18 protein-coding genes are annotated in these 19,032 nt (G+C 39.3%); 7 read left to right on the top strand and 11 right to left on the bottom strand.

What is annotated here, in order from left to right; all coding sequences use genetic code 11:
• Positions 1-49: 49 nt before the first annotated feature.
• The gene (locus AACU33_RS25915; RefSeq protein ID WP_096592025.1) at positions 50-1,459 is read right to left on the bottom strand and encodes a glycosyltransferase; all 1,410 of its coding nucleotides are present in this window, start codon (positions 1,457-1,459) and stop codon (positions 50-52) included.
• Positions 1,460-2,037: 578 nt separating this feature from the next.
• Here AACU33_RS25915 and ebsA point away from each other — a divergent pair.
• Complete coding sequence (ebsA, locus tag AACU33_RS25910; protein WP_096592022.1) at positions 2,038-2,412, top strand: type IV pilus biogenesis protein EbsA; 375 nt, start codon at positions 2,038-2,040, stop codon at positions 2,410-2,412.
• Positions 2,413-3,011: 599 nt separating this feature from the next.
• A complete protein-coding gene (locus AACU33_RS25905; RefSeq protein ID WP_096592019.1) occupies positions 3,012-3,437 on the top strand; it encodes a hypothetical protein in 426 nt (141 codons plus the stop codon).
• 200 nt (positions 3,438-3,637) lie between these two features.
• Here AACU33_RS25905 and AACU33_RS25900 read toward each other — a convergent pair whose 3' ends face one another.
• From AACU33_RS25900 to AACU33_RS25890, 3 genes are all read right to left on the bottom strand, one after another.
• A complete protein-coding gene (locus AACU33_RS25900; protein WP_096586464.1) occupies positions 3,638-4,651 on the bottom strand; it encodes an IS701 family transposase in 1,014 nt (337 codons plus the stop codon).
• Positions 4,652-4,837: 186 nt separating this feature from the next.
• Entirely contained in the window at positions 4,838-6,307 is a 1,470-nt protein-coding gene (locus AACU33_RS25895) for a pentapeptide repeat-containing protein (protein ID WP_096592017.1), read from the bottom strand.
• Positions 6,308-6,569: 262 nt separating this feature from the next.
• Entirely contained in the window at positions 6,570-6,701 is a 132-nt protein-coding gene (locus AACU33_RS25890; protein WP_339376291.1) for a hypothetical protein, read from the bottom strand.
• A gap of 144 nt (positions 6,702-6,845) precedes the next feature.
• On the opposite strand from AACU33_RS25890, the gene AACU33_RS25885 reads away from it, so the two are divergent.
• The 3 genes from AACU33_RS25885 to AACU33_RS25875 all read left to right on the top strand — a co-directional run bounded on the left by AACU33_RS25885 (position 6,846) and on the right by AACU33_RS25875 (position 9,524).
• Complete coding sequence (locus AACU33_RS25885; protein WP_096592014.1) at positions 6,846-7,940, top strand: phosphotransacetylase family protein; 1,095 nt, start codon at positions 6,846-6,848, stop codon at positions 7,938-7,940.
• Between the two features lie 327 nt (positions 7,941-8,267).
• Positions 8,268-8,771 carry a DNA recombination-mediator protein A gene (locus AACU33_RS25880; RefSeq protein WP_096592012.1) on the top strand — a complete coding sequence of 168 codons (504 nt, stop codon included), beginning with the start codon at positions 8,268-8,270 and terminating at the stop codon, positions 8,769-8,771.
• 261 nt (positions 8,772-9,032) lie between these two features.
• Complete coding sequence (locus AACU33_RS25875; RefSeq protein WP_096592009.1) at positions 9,033-9,524, top strand: YajQ family cyclic di-GMP-binding protein; 492 nt, start codon at positions 9,033-9,035, stop codon at positions 9,522-9,524.
• Positions 9,525-9,599: 75 nt separating this feature from the next.
• Here the strand turns inward: AACU33_RS25875 and AACU33_RS25870 are convergent, their stop codons facing one another.
• Positions 9,600-10,820: an FAD-dependent oxidoreductase gene (locus AACU33_RS25870; RefSeq protein WP_096592007.1), complete on the bottom strand. Its 1,221-nt coding sequence runs from the start codon at positions 10,818-10,820 to the stop codon at positions 9,600-9,602.
• A 201-nt stretch (positions 10,821-11,021) separates the two neighbouring features.
• Entirely contained in the window at positions 11,022-11,486 is a 465-nt protein-coding gene (locus tag AACU33_RS25865) for a hypothetical protein (RefSeq protein WP_096592004.1), read from the bottom strand.
• 557 nt (positions 11,487-12,043) lie between these two features.
• Here AACU33_RS25865 and AACU33_RS25860 point away from each other — a divergent pair.
• On the top strand, positions 12,044-12,739 hold the full coding sequence (locus AACU33_RS25860; RefSeq protein WP_096592001.1) for a tetratricopeptide repeat protein: 696 nt from the start codon (positions 12,044-12,046) through the stop codon (positions 12,737-12,739).
• Between the two features lie 246 nt (positions 12,740-12,985).
• Here the strand turns inward: AACU33_RS25860 and AACU33_RS25855 are convergent, their stop codons facing one another.
• Together AACU33_RS25855 and psaM are read right to left on the bottom strand one after the other, a co-directional pair.
• A complete protein-coding gene (locus tag AACU33_RS25855) occupies positions 12,986-13,399 on the bottom strand; it encodes a slr1601 family putative cell division protein (protein ID WP_096591999.1) in 414 nt (137 codons plus the stop codon).
• A 445-nt stretch (positions 13,400-13,844) separates the two neighbouring features.
• Positions 13,845-13,973: a photosystem I reaction center subunit XII gene (gene psaM / locus AACU33_RS25850; RefSeq protein ID WP_096591996.1), complete on the bottom strand. Its 129-nt coding sequence runs from the start codon at positions 13,971-13,973 to the stop codon at positions 13,845-13,847.
• Between the two features lie 158 nt (positions 13,974-14,131).
• On the opposite strand from psaM, the gene AACU33_RS25845 reads away from it, so the two are divergent.
• Entirely contained in the window at positions 14,132-15,382 is a 1,251-nt protein-coding gene (locus tag AACU33_RS25845) for an FGGY-family carbohydrate kinase (RefSeq protein WP_096591994.1), read from the top strand.
• Positions 15,383-15,489: 107 nt separating this feature from the next.
• On the opposite strand, the gene srmL is transcribed toward AACU33_RS25845, so the two are convergent.
• From srmL to AACU33_RS25830, 3 genes are all read right to left on the bottom strand, one after another.
• Positions 15,490-16,503: a PheS-related mystery ligase SrmL gene (srmL, locus tag AACU33_RS25840; protein ID WP_096591991.1), complete on the bottom strand. Its 1,014-nt coding sequence runs from the start codon at positions 16,501-16,503 to the stop codon at positions 15,490-15,492.
• Positions 16,504-16,731: 228 nt separating this feature from the next.
• The gene (locus tag AACU33_RS25835) at positions 16,732-17,697 is read right to left on the bottom strand and encodes an N-acetylglucosamine kinase (protein ID WP_096591989.1); all 966 of its coding nucleotides are present in this window, start codon (positions 17,695-17,697) and stop codon (positions 16,732-16,734) included.
• Positions 17,698-17,730: 33 nt separating this feature from the next.
• Positions 17,731-18,993: an MFS transporter gene (locus AACU33_RS25830; protein WP_096591986.1), complete on the bottom strand. Its 1,263-nt coding sequence runs from the start codon at positions 18,991-18,993 to the stop codon at positions 17,731-17,733.
• Between the last annotated feature and the right edge of the window lie 39 nt (positions 18,994-19,032).

Raw genomic sequence — 19,032 nt, 5'->3', positions numbered from 1 at the left:
GTCAACAGCCTAATTAGCATTGACCATTAAATCTTGACTCTTGACGCTTTTACGCTTTCTCTGCGCCTGTATGCACAGTTTTCACCCATTTCAGCCGTTTTTGCCGGAATGACATCCGAGCTGTGGTGCTGCTCATAACTACCAACCAGTGGAACATATATAAAGTGCCACGTAGGGTTTGCAGCAGTAACAGTAAATATGTAGAAAACTGGAATTTTTGACCTTGATAAATCCGCCTCAGACCTGTGAACATTCCGATCGTTGACAGGATGACCGACAAGCCTGTAATCGGGCCTAATATTGGTGGACGATGGCGGGCGATCGCCATTAATAAATCTGGTACGGCTGCGGTTGGTAGGATGTACATAATCAGCATAAAGCTCAGTAGATCCCAGGTTTTGCGTACTCCTAAGCGATTTTTCAGGAGTAAATCCCAGTAATCTAAATAGCGCTGATAGCCACCTTCTGCCCAACGGTTGCGCTGATGCCAAAGTGCGATCGCATTTGTCACGCCTTCTTCTTCTACCGCTGGGGAGAATACACACTCAATATCCCAGTTGTCTAGATGTAGGCGCAGCGTCAAATCCAAATCATCAGTAATGGTTTCTTCGTTCCATCCACCACAACTTGTTAAAGCTGCACGCCGGACAAATTGACCGTTACCTCGCAGTTCGCCAATTCCGCCAAGGGCAGTCCGCTGTTGCTGAAAATAGGTATCAAGTGCCATCTCCGCCATTTGGCCTTTAGTCCAAAAATTCTCTTTGGCATTGGCGATCGCTTTTCGCACCTGTACCGCCCCTACCTTTTCTCTTTGGAATAAAGGTACTACTTGTAGCAATAAGTCTGGTGCTACTTGAGCATCAGCATCAAACACTGCAATGATGTCACCCTTAGTCAAAGGTAAAACTTGATTCAATGCTCCAGACTTACCACCTGTAGCTTGTGCGGAACGCCGCAGGATTTTCAGTTGTTTGTATTCCTTTGCCAGTTCTGTTAATAACTGTGGTGTACTGTCACTGCTGTTATCGTCAATAATCCATAGTTCGTACTTGCCATCTGGATATTCCAAATTGCAAAGATTCTTGACTAATCTACCAATTACTGCTTCCTCATTTTTGGCTGACACTAAAACAGAAACAGAAGGTAAATCTCCCTCTATTTGTTTTGGATGACGCCGAGGTTTGGCAAATACCACCTCCAAAGCGTGAATACCCAGAATAGTGGTCAGTCCCAGTACGAATAAAAAACCCCAGGAAGCTAAATGCAGAGCGATCGTGCTACTCCAGACTATAGTCAAAACTAGAGCCGCTTTGCGTCTGCGTCCTTGAAACCGGAATGGTAGAAACAAAGGTTCTGTATCTACTACTAACTCCTCGGTTGCTGAAAGGTCAGACAACAGAGAGTTAAGCGGAGCAAGCTCGTTGCTAGAATCGTCTTCGGGCCAGAAATTCGCTGGCATAGGTTACTTGATTCAAAAACCACTATTTGTCTACGCCTGTAAAGAAGCTGAGAATCAGGTAACACTAAACTGTAGAACCTTGAGCTAGCCCTGGATTGGCAGTAATTGTCTACCTTTTCTAACTCTAAATAGAGCCAGTAGAATCGCCTATTGGCAACTCTGGTTTAGGCAGAGCGATCGCCAAGTAGCAACAGCTAGTTGTTGAGAGAAGTCACAATAACAGCATCTATCTCTAGATAGAAGAGATTTTTGATTGTTATTGCTCTCAGCTTCCATAAAGCTAATGCGACCCTATTGTACCTGACATTCTCACATTTCTTAACAGTAACTTTATTGCCTTGGCTCCAGATGGCGCTGCCAAAGGCTTTTCCACTGATGATTTTGCTATTTAAATTCGTATAACTAGAAACTCAGCAGTATTTGCTGAAAATGTATAAACTAGAATTTTTTGGGAATACTTACTATTGACACCTACTTCTTTGGTTAACAACAGTAGGGGTGTGGAATTCTTCGCCTCTACTTCTTTAGCCAGACTCTCATCCCCAGTTACTTTTACATAACTTGAGGAATCTTCAACGATGTCTATTGAGCAACTTCAGCCAGCTACCCCACAACAAGCAAGTGTTTACCTACCTTACATTCAGGGCGCTAAACGCAATTTCTTACCCTATGCCATTAGTCTTTATCAAAAAGGCGTTCTGGAAGGTCATCGCAAAATAGAGGCCAGTGACAATATTCCCTTTGTCGCCACCTGGAATGTTGCTAGCCTACCTTCAGACTTAACTCGTTGCCGAATGCAGTTTGATGGCGATGCCGAACTGAGTTACGAGATAATGATGGCAAGTTCCGAGTTTATAACTTATTTAATTGAATTGATGGACAATTATAAACGCAATCGCTTGACTGATTTTTCTCAAGCTTTTTATCGCAAGCTGCTGCGTATAGATGAATGAATCTATACGCAGCCTAAAAACTTAATAATTTTAGTAATATCGCCAGAAAAAGACTTGATGTTGAGTCATGAATTTTTCTGGCGATTTGAGCAAAAACCCCTGTGAATTATTCTAAGTAAAGCTTTGCCTTAGCTTGTAGCGTTTTAAATACCCAGGAATACAGGTTTAGTACAGACTAACGCAAATTTATTACAGACTGTTGAAATGCTGTACGGAGGAAAAATACAGCTATATCCTTAGCAATAAAGGTTTTTGGCAATTAATAGTGATATTACTACTAGTGCAAAAATAATCTCTACATTTTTTGCGTTTACAAAATAAAGTAATAATAAATACTTACTAAAAATAATTAAAGGATTGATGAAGCATCCTGATATGCTTTGCAATTTCTGTTGAAGTATTTGAGCAGAAAAATTTTAAGTAATTAAATCACACTCAGCTTTGCTAGTAAGCAATTTCTAAACATCAATTGAGTGTTAATTATTCATGGCTATTTATTTTTAGCATGATGAAACGCTAGTCTTGATGTTAGTAAAATTGCTGATTTTAGTTAAGCTATTTTCTGCTGCCGTAGTTTTCATTTGACTAAGGTTAAAGCGATGTCAGAAAATACTTATCAACTACAACAACTCGCTCAAATTTATAGATATGAATCAGAAATTAATACAAATAGAGCCTATAAAAATAGACAAGAGGCTGAAAAATTTGCTAATTTTGCTAGAGAAAACCCAGAACACATAAATGAATGCCTGGCTCAAGAGCAAGAATATATTGGTATAGCAACAACCTGGGAAAAAATAGCTGCAATTCAATTACAATATGCAGTAATATGTGAGAATCCAGTTAATGAATATCAAACTATTAGAAATGATTTATTAGCTTTACTAGATAAAATAAGAGTTTGTCAAGCAATACAATGCTCTAATGAAGCATGTAGAGAAATACTAAACTTGATAGAAGCATATTATTTAAAAAATTCTGTTGTTTATGAAAGTTATTTACAATGCTGTGGTCACGTAAATTAAGTAAGCTTGTATAGCAATCTTGTTGAGGTAGTGAGAGAATACTTAGACATAAAATAAGTATTTATAAGCATTTTAGACCGTTTCTTTCCTTATATTTCACAAGCAATGCCAAATTGCTATATGAACAATAGTCCTATTAGGACTTACGCAATTGGCACAAATAGCAGGCAGGGCAAAGCCCTGACACGCGACAATATAAATCAAACCAAGCACATAAAAATACTTGGGCGCTTCAGTTGCTGAATTAAATAATTAGAAAGCAAGTTATGCTTGATTTGATAGATAGTTTTGCCAGTTCTATAGGCTAAATTCTTTAACCTAACCCAAACCAACATTGCACAAGCAATATGATTTCTTTGGAGTCTAGCTTTCCGACACTGGCAAGATTCAATGCCAGTTAGTTGTTTAATTTCCCTGTGAAACTCCTCTATTTTCCAACGAATTTTACACACCTGTTGTACAACATCCGTGGAACTTTGAGATAAATCGTTAGTGGCGACATAATCCGTTCTGTTGGTAGAAACAGTAACCCGGAATAGTTTCACTTTTTTATTAGCTGGGAATCCTTTAATTTTTATGATTTTACCACAGTCTAATTCTTCTTGGTTCCATTCTAATAATTCAATCCGTTTATATTTTTCTTGACCAAATGTATCATCAACTAAACGATTATTTTTTAAAGGGCAATAATAAATTTTGTCTAAGCTATCAATATATAGCATTAAACTGTGTACCGCATACCATGTATCCATCAAAACAGTATCAAATGGTAAAAGCTTATGATACACAAGGTTTTGGAGCATATCTTTCACATGGTCTATCTTGGTTTTCCCATCGACATCAGGATTAAAAATTCGATAATCTATGACCCAAAATCTTTGAAGTGTAGGGTTGACATACACGCAGCTAACTACACCAATGCCTTTCAGGACACCATGCTCATTACCACTATATTGTCTTCTGACTATTTCTATTTCTTCAGAATACTTTTTATCTAAAACGCTATCATCAAATATGATGTAACCATTTTCATCAGACTCAACGACCTCTTTCACGTTATCCCATAGTAAACGAGGTGTTAATTTTTCGGTTTTCAAATAATAGTTAATTGCGTCATGACTAATACTCTCTAAATGCTCTGCCAAATTGGTAATTGTATAATTAATTTGACTACTTAATAAATATTGGCAGTAATTAAGCTTAGTAAATCTCATTACCCTTAGCGAAATTTATCTAATATAACCTCTACCTATTTTCTCACGAATATTTCGATAGTACTTCCAAGACAGCGACTTCTATTACGAAGGCAAAGCTTTCAAAATCAGATTTAATTAATACATATGTACTATGAACTAACGATCGCATTGTGCCAGTTGCGTAAGTCCTGCCTATATTTAGGATTATTGTTCATCTGTTTTTTCATCAGACTGAGAGGGCTTTAATTTTTCCTCCAAAATTCTGGCTTTTTCATCTATGATACGCTGTTTATCAAGTGTATCTTGCACTAATTGATCTAGCTCATTTTTTTTAGCAATTGCAGAAGGTAAAATTTGTTCACTATTATATTCTACTTTTTCAAGCTTACTTTTAATGGCGATTGCTTCATTTCTTAAATCTTGGGATTCAGATTTAATATTTGATTCTTGTTCTGGTTCGGAAAGGATTTCTATCAAAGCATCCAATAAGATTAACAACTCTGAAGAATTATTCTGATCTTGAAGCGACGTAGAAATTCTATTTTTTATCTTCTGAATTTTCTCGTTTTTATGATTTTTATTATTTTCTTTTTCTTCATATAATTTATCAATTTCAAGTTGCTCTTCTGGGTAAGTTTTACAAAAATCTTGATCGTACAATGCCTTTTTATAAGAATTATTTGCTTGACGAAGTATCATTATATCTAATTTATTTCTACCTGTTCTGGCACCGCCAAAACAAGCATGAGACATCTCTACTTCAGCTAAATTTATATTTTCAATATTTGCTCTTATGAGTCTAGCTGATGTTAAAATTGTATGTTTAATTTCTTTGGTTTTTTTATCTTCATATTGACCAAATTTAGCATCACATAAATCTACGCTATCTAAATTCGCATTACTTAAATTTGTGCCTTCTAAACGAGCTCTACATAAATCTGCTCCTATCAAAACTGCACCCCAAAGGTCAGCACCATTGAAATTTGCACCTTTCAGCTTTGCACCTGTGAAGTTAGCGTCTCTAAGAATTGCACCTTCAAAATTAGCTCCTTCTAATATGGCATTTTTAAAACTTGATCTTTCTAAATTAGCGCCACTTAAGTTAATTCCTCTTAAGTCTGCACCATCTGCATCAAGACCAGTAATATCAGATTTTTCCTGATGTAAATCCTCAATAGCTTGTTTTCTCGCACCACTGGTTTCTGAACCTTGGGCACCATCAATTAACTGCCAAGCTTGACGTTCTAATTGTTTTTTTCTATCGAAAGTATCCCAGAAGAATAAAATTGCTGCGGAAATTACGCCAATATTTTGAACCTGGCCTAATAGCTTAGAATCTGCTAAAGGACAAAGTATCCAGGTTAATAAAGCAATTTTATATTTACATTTTTTCTCTTCTTCTTTTCTTTTTTCGTTTTGATTATATGCTTCAATAAATTCAATTATTTGACGATTTTTTGTATTAAATTTCGGCTGAATTGTGGCTGGCGGGGTCTCATCTTTAAGCGTGTTTTCTACTATAGCAAGTCCAAAAAGCACAAATAGTGTTGTTAATAACGTGTTTCTTATTTGAATTCGGCTTTTTTTGGCGCTGGGAGATGTCTTTTTCTGTTTATCTGGATTATTATTTTTAGGTAAAAAATTCAAAAATGAAGTATTTTGCCATGCAGCCATAAAACCTTGCCCCCTGTCTTAAATGGCACATACATCAAATTAAACAAGAGTTTATTTCTTGATGCAAGTACAAGTCATTTTTGTACAGATATCGATCTCTAATTACTCTGCCAAAATAAAAATCTTTGTCGATTGACTTAAGCTTCCCCACAGGGTAGCAGAACAGAACTATTAGGTCTAATTTAAAGTTTGAAAACAGACCCTAGATTTTTTTATTGTCTCATCGTCGCTCAAATGCTCATTCTTAAGTTGTGAGCATTACTCAGCCGACAGTTATTGACAATTGTGCTGTATTAGCGGCAATACTAGGCGATCGCATCTTTCTACTGGTAGATATAGACTTGAAATCTTTGAGAGTTTGCTGGAGTGAGTCAGCTAGCTGTGCTTTTACCAAATCACACTCCACTTCGTTACATATGCAATCTTCAGCCTAAGAATGATAAATAAGGTTTGTCACAAAGCGCGATCGCTAAGTTCGACCTAAAATTAGAAAACACCAAGCTGGGTTCTACTTCCTTTTGAATTTAGGAGTGCATGTGTGCCAAAATCCGCGAAATATTTGCTGATTGGATCGACTGAGACTTACAGTGGTAAATCTGCTACAGTTCTGGGTTTGTCTTATCAGCTACAGCAAGCAGGACTGAATATTTCCTACGGCAAACCGTTGGGTACTTGTTTCAATGTATCTGTTGGTAGCGTCTTTGAGGAAGATGTTCAGTTCATTGCCCATAGCCTTAACCTGAGCGAAAATCGTGTTGCTCCCACGATGCTGGCTTTGGATGAAGTCAGCGTGCAAAAACGCTTACGTGGTGAAGACAAAACTGATTATCAGCAGTCCCTAGTACAGCAATATTTGCAAATGTCCAAGGGAGATTTGGTGTTGCTAGAAGGGCCTGGCGATCTGCAAGAAGGTAACTTATTTAAGTTGTCTTTGCCGCAAGTGGCTGAAGTATTAGATGCCAGTGTGTTGTTAGTAACACGCTATAAATCGTTGCTCTCGGTTGAAGCACTTTTATCTGCCAAGCAGCGTATAGGCGATCGCTTAATCGGTGTTGTCATCAATGAGATTCCTGGCGAACAATTAGAATCTGTCAGAAATCTCTTACAACCATTCTTAGAGCAGCAGGGAATTCCTGTGTTAGCAATGCTACCAAAAAGCGACTTACTACGCAGCGTCAGCGTTGGCGAACTGGTGAAGCAGTTACACGCCGAAGTTCTCTGTCGTAGCGATCGCCTAGACTTAATGGTGGAAAGCCTAGCAATTGGCGCGATGAATGTCAATGCCGCCGTCAAATACTTCCGCAAACGGCGAAATATGGCAGTAGTGACAGGAGGCGATCGTGTGGAAATTCAGCAAGCAGCATTGGAAACTTCTACCCAATGTCTAATCCTTACTGGACAACTTCCACCTCCAGAGTTCATCCTTAGTCGGGCTGAGGAACTAGAAATTCCCATTTTGTCTGTTGATTTAGATACCCTCACCACGGTAGAAATTGTAGATCGCACTTTTGGACAAGTGCGCGTTCACGAACCAATTAAAGTAGAGTGCATTCGTCAGTTGATGGGCGAGCATTTTGACCTGGAACGCTTGTTATCCAAACTAGGTTTAAGTCCAGCAGCAGCGTTACCTTAGCCTCATCAACTCAAAAATTGAGCGCATAAATGCTCACTCATCAATCAGAGGATTTGATCGCTAGCAAGGAATTAGTTCGCTATCACCTCCTAGGTGGTGGCGTGCTATCCCTCATAAGGGAGTGTGGGGAGTGTGGGGGGACAAGGAGGACAAGGGGGAGATGAGAGGAAGAAGAACAAATGACTAATGACAAATGACCAATGACAAAATATGCAACTATCGCAGCCCCTAATCGAGAAAAGGTAGCAAAGTCTAACTCAAGAAGGCTTCGCACTTACACTCTGTTTGGTAAAATATCCTGGTCGTTTCATCTCATTACGTCCATCTTTGAGTCAGTCAATAGACCTCATCAACCTCGATACATTAGCGCAAGAACTGGCGACAATCCAGCAAACAGGTTCTAAACGAATTGCCTTGCTGGGTTCCCGTCACGTCCCAATTACGCACCAGAATCTCATTGAAATGATGACCTATGCCTTGGTTTTATCAGGCAATCGGGTGATCACTTCTGGGGCTACAGGTACCAATTCTGCTGCCATCAAAGGCGCAATGCGGGCTGACCCCAATTTGTTGACGGTGATTCTACCCCAAAGCTTAGAACGCCAGCCCCATGAATCGCGTCAGCAGCTAGAACTGGTAATGCACCTAGTAGAAAATCCTAGTAACGATAATCTGTCCCTCGCTGAAGCGAGTTACATTTGCAATAAGGAGATTATTTCCCGCTGCCAGCAACTCATTTGCTTTGCATTTCACGACAGTCGTACTCTGCTGCAAACTTGTAAAGATGCGGAAGAACAGAGAAAAGTAGTTACACTTTTCTACTTTGACTAACGTGAGGCTGAATTTGCGTGAGTTTAATTCTAAAGAAGAGAAAGTACAAATGGTTTATGGGTAATAAGTTTACCTAATTGCCCATAACCGACAATTAATGCTATTTATGGATTTGGTTGATGACGCTATAACAACCATCTTTTTCTGCTGTTCTTTTATCTGCGATCGCAAAGGAGGGATTACAGAGGAGGGTAGTGACTATTAATGGACTCATCCCTAATCCCTATTACACATCCAATATCCAAAATTTAACGATGTGCTATGGCTTCTAATTATTCCTTTGACATTGTGAGTGACTTTGACCGACAAGAATTGGTCAACGCCGTCGATCAAGTTGTGCGAGAAATCAAAGGCCGTTACGACCTCAAAGATACTGCAACGACTGTTGAGTTAGGTGAGCAAAGCATCGACGTTAATACCGACAGTGAGTTTACTTTAGATTCTGTACACAACATTCTTCGAGAAAAAGCTGCTAAACGTAATCTCTCTCAGAAAATCTTTGATTTTGGCAAAGTTGAATCGGCCAGTGGTAATCGTGTACGGCAAGAAATTAAACTCAAAAAAGGTATCAGCCAAGAAATTGCCAAACAAATTTCAAAATTGATTCGAGACGAATTTAAAAAAGTGCAAGCCTCGATTCAAGGTGATGCAGTGCGGGTAACTGCTAAATCTAAAGATGAATTGCAAGCTGTAATTCAACGTTTGAAGCAAGAAGATTTACCTGTCGCTTTGCAATTTACAAATTATCGTTAAATCAGCTATAGCTTGTTGTCCAGAACCCCGACTTATTTAAGAAGTCGGGGTTCTAAATTAGTTATGATATGGAAATCAAGAACCCTTGAAACCAAAGCTTTTTTTAAAAAATGCCAGACTTTTGAGGGCTAATCTAACTATGAATATCTTAGAAAATTTTTCAAATTTATAGTTGAAGAGTAAATCCATTATTTCATTAATATTCAAAAATTTAAGATAAGTGATTGAGCGATCTACTATATTATCGCTATCCAGCAAATATTTCTTTAATCCCAGTTTTTCAGAAATTAGCCATTTTTTATAAAAGATTTTATACATTTCTTTTTGATAATTTCTAAAATCTGAAGCTTCACCATTTAAATATTTTTCAATATATTTTACAGCAACTTCAGCGCTACACATACCATGTCTAATACCTTCGCCTCCTAAAAAGTTAACAGTAGAGACAGAATCACCAATAGCTATAATATTTTTTTTGTAATACTTATCCTGCAACCCCTGGCTATACTTGAGAGTTCCTCCATGAACATCAATAATTTTGTAGTTTTTGGATTTAATATAATCTTTGATAATTAGTTCAATATAATATTTTATCGGTTCAGGCTTTTTAATTAATTGATGCTGTGAATTTAATAACCCTGCACCTACTTTTAACTTAGGTTTCTCCATAGGAAATATCCAAGAATAACCTTTTGGCATCCATTTATGTCCCAGGAAGAAAGTTAAGCGATCGCAGTGTTTTTCGTAATCCTCTGGTTCTACTTCTAAGATATATTCAATTCCTGTACCACTGTGAAATAATGGTTGAGTTTCACCTTTGTTATATATGACTGCTCTAGATGGGCCAGTTGCATCAACTACAACTTTTGCTGCAACCTTTACCTCTCCTTCTTTTTTCGATTTAAAAAATAGAATAGTTTGCTCTGCTTCCTCTAATTTTCTTAGGTAAAAGTAACCAAGCCAAACCTCTCCACCATTGGCTTTGACTTCATTAGCTAAGAATTCTCTCAACTTAGTAAAATCTAAAACCACACCCAGAGGTTTTGGTGAATCCCAAGTTTCATTTAAATTTGTGGTGACAATTTTAATTCCTTGCCAATAACTACCTATAACCTCATCAGGTAATTCAAACTTAGCTAATGTTTCTATAGGAGTTCCAGCGCTAGAGAAACTATTTACAGAAAAGTTTTCATATCTCTCTACTAGCAAAACTTTTCTACCAGCTTTCGCTAACAATCGCGCACAGTGCCCTCCGGCAGGCCCTGCACCTACAACTACTACATCAAAGCTTTTCATTTATAGTTTCTACAAACAATAAGGCGAATCGAGAACTAATAACTAATCTAATGGATTACTAAAAGTACAACGCTGATGAAGAATTTATTGGTTCTTCTGTCTGTTTTAATTACAAATTACGAATTAGTAATTTATCTTCCCGAATATCCGAAACAGGGAATAAGCAATTCTCTTCCCTGTTCCTTATTTGTTAATTGAATATTAGAGAATTTTATGCGTGTGGGAGTGCTGTTTAACGTTATCTTCTTTGGTCACTACCCTGGAAGCATTTAACACACGCTTGCGCTCAGTAGAATAATTGAACTCTGTGTAGGTTGTACCCAAAGGAATCAGAGATTTTGTAATTTCACGACGCTTGTAGGTACGAGCTGCTGCAAATAGCCTTGGGACAAACTCATCTGCAAACTGAGCAGATTCTGGGAAGTTAGTTGGTGCTGAGAGTTGCTCGCCATTTAGCACAGAGCCTAAAGTTGTTCCACAAGCAAACTTATATGAAGTGGGAATACCTTTCATCACTGCTTCTAAAGCAGCAGAGGGAATCGGTTCAATAACTTCAACTTGATGAACTTCTCCATCTTCCTTGACAAAGCAGGTTGCCAAGCCGATCGCAATATAATCATCAGCAGTTAAATCGGGGGCATTAGGGTAGGAAATTGCAATTGTCATAAGAAAATTTTCTCAAAACTTAAAAGTCAGATTAAGGAACTAGAAGCTGGAACCGTTAGATGAGAATCTAGATAGAGATACGGCATCAAGGAGAAACTCCATAGCTCAAGCTATGAAATTCAAGCAAAGATTGTTGTTTTTCTTTACAAATTAAGGCGTTTGCTTGAGAACACTTGCTCCTAGAGGAAAACACAGGTGAGTGTCTGCTGCTTCTGTAGTTAAGAGGTTTGTTTTGTATTATGAGCATTGCTACATTCCTGTGCGATCTGCGTCATCTCTTACGAACGGCTTGTTGGCATTCTACCAATTTGTCGCTCTCACTACTTGAGTAGTCTTTGAGATTGATATTTGCTTTTTCTGGAATTTAACCTGGGGATGAGGTATCTATTATGAGATTAGATCGTTAATTATTTATATGAGATAAAGTTTTTCAATGGCTGTGGTTTGAAAGATTAAGTAATTATAGACACCCTAAGAACTGACATATTAGACACACTAGCAGCAGAATAATAACTATATTTTGATTTCAAAAACCAAATTATATATGGCGGGACAATATGAGTAATAACTCCTATTTATCTTTTGGGGATAAGCAAAATAACTTATATAAATCTGTATCCAATAAAACAGCAAATTTAAATGGTGATTTAGAGTTAGAAGATAGTCGTGTACGCTCTTCTGCATTGAGGTTAGCTCAAAGAGGAGATTACAATCAGGCGATCGCGCTGTTAAGCCAACTCATCCGCCGCCATCCACAAAATGCTGTCGATTACAACAATCGCGGGCTGATTTATTTTCAAAGCGGTGAAACGCAAAAGGCGTTTTGCGACTATAACACAGCACTGCAAATTAATCCGAGTTTGGCTAGTGCTTATAATAACCGCGCCAACTATTATGCTGCTTGTGGAAAATTAGCTGCGGCGATCGCTGATTACGATCGGGCAATTGATTTAAATCCCAGCCATGTACGGGCACGGATTAATCGTGGCATTACCTGGCGCGAATTGGGGCAATACGAGGAAGCAATCGAGAATTTTGATGTTGCACTACTTTTCGGGCAGCTAGAGGGTCATATCTGGGCTGAGAGAGGTAGAACGTATCATCTTTGGGGAGACTGGAATTGTGCGATCGCTGATTACCGTCGTGCCCTGACTCAACTACCCGAAGGTAAAAATGTTCCTGGTTGGCGCTTGCGGATACAACTGGAAAATTGGTTAACCGAACTGCTATCTCCTGAACATCCCAATCGGTAGATTAATCTACTTGGGGAATTTAAAATCCAAATTTTCAGTGAGTGTAGCGACCCTGTATTACTAATGGCTAATAAATGTTAATTAGTGCAGCGTAGTGTAAATAACTATCTAGTTTTAACAGCCAATATATTTTCTGCTTTCTTGCACTAGGCACTGATTAAACAATTTAGCTAATTTACCGACAAAATTTGTTGATACCCAGCCAAAACATATAGAACTTCAATAATTTTAGGTTGGCTATTGTGCTTAAGGTGATGACTGAAATTGGCTAGCTGCTTCTGTTTTATCTGGATCGATCAACACGATCTGACGCTGGTTAGGATCGAATCGGTAGCTTTTTTGTTGCATAATACTTTTCGCTTGCGACGGATCGAAGTTGCGGCTGAATTCTGCTTGCAAAATATTCACGCGCCCTTCCATCTGCTTCACTTCAGTACGCATCTCTCGCAATTTTTCTTGCTGTAACCAGTGATAGGGTAAAAGTTGCATCAGGGCGGAAACTGCGGCTGCTGAAATTGCCAGATTAACCGCGATCTTGGCTGTTACTTCCATAGCCATTACTTGATGCGATCGTTGACGCAGATGACGCTTAGGCCGAGGTGCAACCCGGCGTTTTTGTATCGGTTGTAGTGGCAGACTAGACGGTTGAATAGCATTCATGATGGTAAAAGAAACCTCGTAAATTCAAGCAGAACAGCGTAAAAAGCCGATTAGTCAAGAAGGGTAGAGGGACGAAGCAGAAAAAAATATTGTCATATTTTATACAAAATTAAGTTCTTGATGCTCCGTCATTAGAGTAATCCCGTTCCTGGTTTTCAGGAGGTAGGAAAAACATAGAGCATAAACTTTATCAATTTCCTAGCATTTGTGTGCAGGTATTTGTTCTGTCTTCTGCCTTTGTACTTCTGTCTTCTTCAGGCTTAATTTAGCTGCCATATTACTTCATTTTTGGGAAATTGCTACACGTGTATTCAATGCCAAAAAATAAACCTGGCATACGTAAGTAGCCTTAGTCAAACACTTAGTTGCCTAAAGCTATAAGTGTCGATCGAGGTCACTCACTCATGCCAGGCTTATTAGCCCAACAACTGTGTCACACTCTGGCTTATTTGTAAAGTTCTGTAGCTAAACGCCAAGCCAGAACACCTGGAATCAGTGCCACAACCAAAGCGATGTACACTTGAGTATCTGAGAGAGACGTTACAGCCAACAAGAGAGTGTTGGATATAGGCATGGTTAGAAACCTCCTAAACTCAATGCATTTTGAATAGTTCGTTTACTACTTTTCCCTGTTTTGCGAGGATTGTGGAACATCTTGTTACAAGATGCAACAAAAGCAGCGATCGCTCAGTAGTTATTAGTTATTCTTTTTAAGAAAAATATATAAATATTATGGATTTGTTTCTAGGGATCGACTTCGGTACATCTGGCGCTAGGGCGATTGTTATTGACGCTGAAGCTAGCATCCAGGCAGAAATGAGGTATCCTTGGGAAATTTCCGCAGATTGGATAGATGTATGGCAGACGGCTTTATTTACTCTCCTAGCATCGATTCCTGAAGAATTGCGGCGAGAAATTCAAGCGATCGCTATTAATGGAACTTCTTCCACTGTCTTGCTAGTAGACGCGGCTGGCAAGCCTGTTGATCCACCTCTACTTTATAACGATCCGCGGGGATCGGTGATGCTAGAGCAGTTGAAAAGTATCGCACCGGAGAATCATACAGTAGTTAGCGCTACATCAAGCCTTGCTAAACTACTGTGGATGTCACATTTACCGACTTTTAGCAAAGCCAGATATTTCCTACATCAAGCAGACTGGCTTGCATTTCTACTGCATGGAAGTTTAGGTATTAGCGATTACCACAACGCTTTAAAGCTGGGTTATGACGTTGAAGAGTTGAAATACCCAGAATGGCTAACCCAATTGCAAATACCTATTCAACTACCTAAAGTTTTATCGCCTGGTGCGCCTATTGGGGAATTACGCCCAGAAATTGCAACTAAGTTTGGTTTCCGCTATGGTTGTGTGGTTTTTGCGGGCACTACAGATAGTATTGCGGCTTTTCTGGCCAGTGGTGCAAAATCCCCTGGAGAAGCGGTGACTTCCTTGGGTTCGACATTGGTATTAAAACTATTAAGTCGTACCCGCATTGAAGATGCACGATATGGAATTTACAGCCATCGCCTTGGTGACTTGTGGCTAACTGGCGGTGCTTCAAATACCGGCGGTGCAGTGCTGCAAGAATTCTTTACTAATGCTGAGTTAGAAAGCTTGAGTCGGGAGATTGATGCTACCACAGCCAGCGACTTAGATTATTATCCTTTGTTGAAAGCAGGCGATCGCTTTCCGATTAACGATCCCAATTTACCCCCACGCTTAGAACCACGCCCAGATAATCCCGTGGAATTTCTGCATGGGTTATTAGAAAGTATTGCCCGCATAGAAGCGCGTGGGTATGAATTATTACAGCAAATGGGAGCAGATAACTTAAAGCGTGTTTATACTGCTGGCGGTGGTGCAGCAAATAATACTTGGACTGCTATTCGCGGAAGATGTTTAAAAGTCCCTGTAATCTCATCAGAACATACGGAAGCAGCCTATGGAACAGCGCTTTTGGCGATGCGGGGGGTGAGGGGATGACGCGGGGACAAATTTTTAAGAAAACAAGTTGAGATAGAAACCTGCTGTAGAGAGGAAAAGAAAAATTTTCTCTGTCCCCGTGTCCCCGCGTCTCCTTCCGCGTCTAATTACTCACCTTGGTGAATTTGTTTATAAACCAACTCCCGCAAGATATTAGCTTTTTGATTAGTAATAGACGCATAAAGACTCCTAAGAGTCATCCGCACCAGCAGATTTTTCTGATGAGGTTGGATACCCAAACGTTGAATCGCTTTTTTTGGAAGTTGGGAGTAAGAAGTGTCGCTTAATATTTCCACCGATTCTAATAGTTCAGCTTCATCTCCTAAAACTTGTATTACTGGTTCGCAAATATCTTCTAAATCAGTATCTATCCCAGTGACAATAGACATATCTCGGCTGATACTTGGTTTATTAGATACCTGATTATAGGTTTCCAGGTTCGTCATCTGGGCAGCTATTTGGGGATGGGTGCTTCGCAATAAGCGAATATCATCTATCCCCTTTACTAACATCACAAGACGATCTAATCCCCAACCAGATGCTAATCCTGTATAGCCAGGTTTAAGTAATTCAGGGTGAATTTCTCCACATTCTCCTACCTCAATCCAGTTACCATCAACTAACACTTCAATTTCTAAACCATTGCAAGTATATGGATGTGATGTTTCATTTAGGCGATAGGAAACACCTGGAAGAATTGAGTTGATAATAACAGCAATTAATTGAACTAAAGCTTCTCTACCTAATTTTTTACGTTGGCTAATTAACCATGCGTCCATTTGATGCGGTTCCCCGACATGACGTTTATCCAACACATCCCGGCGATAACAAATACCGGGGTGGAGAATGAGTTGTTCCCCCTGTAAGTGGGAAAGTAACTCTGGCATGATGACAGTGGTATGAGTTCTGAGTAGCCTACCGTCGCTGAGGTAACGAGTGTATTTGGCGGAACGCGATAAACTGTCTCTAGGAATATAAAGCTTATCGTAGTTATTGGCGATCGTAGTGATGGGAGAAGAACGCCAAATTGTTGGTTCAGGATAACCGGATGCTTGCAGAACTTCGGCTATTTTGTAGACGATAAGATTAATGGCATGAATACCATTTGCCGGGTTCGTCAAGTCCGGCTTAAGAAGTCCAGGTGGTTCATTTTTTGCCTCTTTTGAGATTTTTTGTAATATGAATGTAGTGTAACACAGTGAATAAACGCATCACTCAATTGGGTGAGCTTTAGGGGGACTGTGGTGTTGTGGTGAACACTTGAAAAAGCGAACCGCTGTCATATCAAAACGCGATCGCACTCTTCACTCTCCTGTGTGTTCTCCATTGCCTCGTGTGGTTCGTTAAAATTATTTAGTTCCTAACTTCTGCAACGCCAATAAACCCGCACCATAAGCAGGTTCACGCTTGGGAAACATTACCTTTACTTCAGAAAACTTCTTAGCCAGAGATGCTGTAAACCTATCATGTATCTTGGATTTACCTTGCCATACACTTCCTGTAGTAACTACTTCTAAAACTGGGCGATCGCTAAAAATTTTCTCAATAACTGTGGAGGTGGCTGTCACAAAATATTGTACGGCATCATCAATAATTTTATTCGCTACTTCATCACCTAAAGCTGCTGCTAAATCAACAATTTCTGCTAATGCAGCTATTTGTGTAACTCCCCATCCTTGGCGATATATTACTTCAACTAAACGTTCTAAACTTGGCAATTCAAGATAAACTTTGAAAATGTCTACCAAGCTCGTTGGCATCCCAGTACCATCATAGGCTTTTAATGCTGCTTGTATACCAGCGATCGCAATTTTATAGGCGCTACCTTCATCACCTAAAATATGTCCCCAACCACCTACACGCTTGGTAATTCCCTGATGATTGCGCCCAAAAACTATCGAACCTGTACCTGCTGCGGCGACAATTCCTACAGTATTACCAATCCCACCTACTAAAGCAATCAAAGCATCATGAGAAATGATAATATTAGATGCTGCTAATGCCCAGTTTATTGGCAGTAGTTCGCTATTTTGTAATTCTTTGATTAAACCTTTTACTTCTTCAACATCTTCTGCACGTCCCACACCTGCTAACCCTAAGCAAATCGCTGTAATTTTTATCGGCTTGGTGAGATTTTGTGCTCGATCTGTCGCCGCCATAATTGCAAATTCAATTGATTGTCGCGCTGCGGCAATACCTATACTCTGATAGTTGGATGCGCCTGCTTCCCCACGACTAATAACTTGGCGATTTTCATCCATTAATACGCAAACTGTCTTGCTACCGCCGCCATCAATTCCTAAAACATAATTCATGGATAAATTCAAAACTCTCTATTTTATTTACTGTTAACTGGTTGGTCGATTAGGTTCTTCTCGTAATGGAATGAAAAATATAGTAATCATTCCCGGAATAGTTAGCAAACAGACCAAAACAAAAAATAACGGGTATCCCACTGCTTGTTGAATTGTACCGCTAATTGCCCCTGGCAACATCAGACCTAAAGCCATCAGTCCAGTAGATATGGCATAATGAGAGGTTTTATATTCACCTTGGCAAATATACATTAAATAAACACTAAAGGCTGTAAAGCCTAGTCCATAGCCAAATTGTTCTAAGGAAACTAGGGGATAAACTAATGTCAGGGATGGTTTAGAATAAGCGAGATAAACATAAAATAGATCGGGTAAGTTCAAGGCTAAAGCCATTGGTAAGAGGCATTTTTTTAAGCCATAACGGGAAATTATCATTCCTCCTAAAATACCACCAATAATTAGGGACAGTACGCCAAACGTTCCGTAAATTAAACCAAATTGTTCAGTTGAGATAGCTAAACCGCCTTTTTCTATTTTGTCTAAGAGAAATAGCGAGGCTACCTTTAAGAGCATAGCTTCACCTAATCGGTAAAGTAAGATAAATGCTAAAATCGCGCCTATTTTTTCTTGCCGAAAATAAGTTTGAATAATATCTACAAAAGGAATCTTTTCAGATTGAGTTTGTGTCTGACGGGGACTATCTGATTCTGGTAAAGGTAAAACGAAGCGGTGAAAGATAAACAGAATGGCAAAGATGACAGCGGAAAATCCTAGGGAGATAGTCCAACTTAAAGGAATATTATTGAGTGTGGTTTCTAATCGCCCAGCTAAAACTACTAACAATCCGCTACCGAATAATACGGCGATGCGATAGAAAAGCGATCGGATACCAACAAAGAAAGCTTGTTGTTCTGGGTTTAAAGCCAACATATAAAAGCCATCGGTGGCAATATCATAGGTGGCAGAAATAAATGCTCCGACTGTTAAGGCCGCTAAGGAGACAAAAAAGAAGTTTGGTAGTTGTAAGGATAAGGCTACTAAACTCAAGCAACAAAACATGGCAAATTGGGTGACAAGTATCCATGTTCTTTTTGTGGCGTAAATATCTACGACTGGCCCCCAAAACATTTTGATTACCCAAGGGAGGTAGAGAAAACTTGTCCAAGCGGTGATTTGGTCGTTATCTATGCCGAGTTTTTTGTAGAAGATGACGGAAACGCTGCTGATAATGACATTGGGGACGCCTTCAGCGAAGTAGAGGGTGGGGATGTAAGCCCAAGGAGAGGGAGTTTTCATGGAGTTAACGAACCGCGAAGTCGCGAAGTACGCGAAGGA

Source organism: Calothrix sp. NIES-2098 (genome assembly GCF_963875125.1).
Classification (GTDB): domain Bacteria; phylum Cyanobacteriota; class Cyanobacteriia; order Cyanobacteriales; family Nostocaceae; genus Aulosira.
The sequence above is the reverse complement of the archived record's forward strand: the minus strand, read 5'-3'. Positions and strand labels throughout refer to the sequence as shown.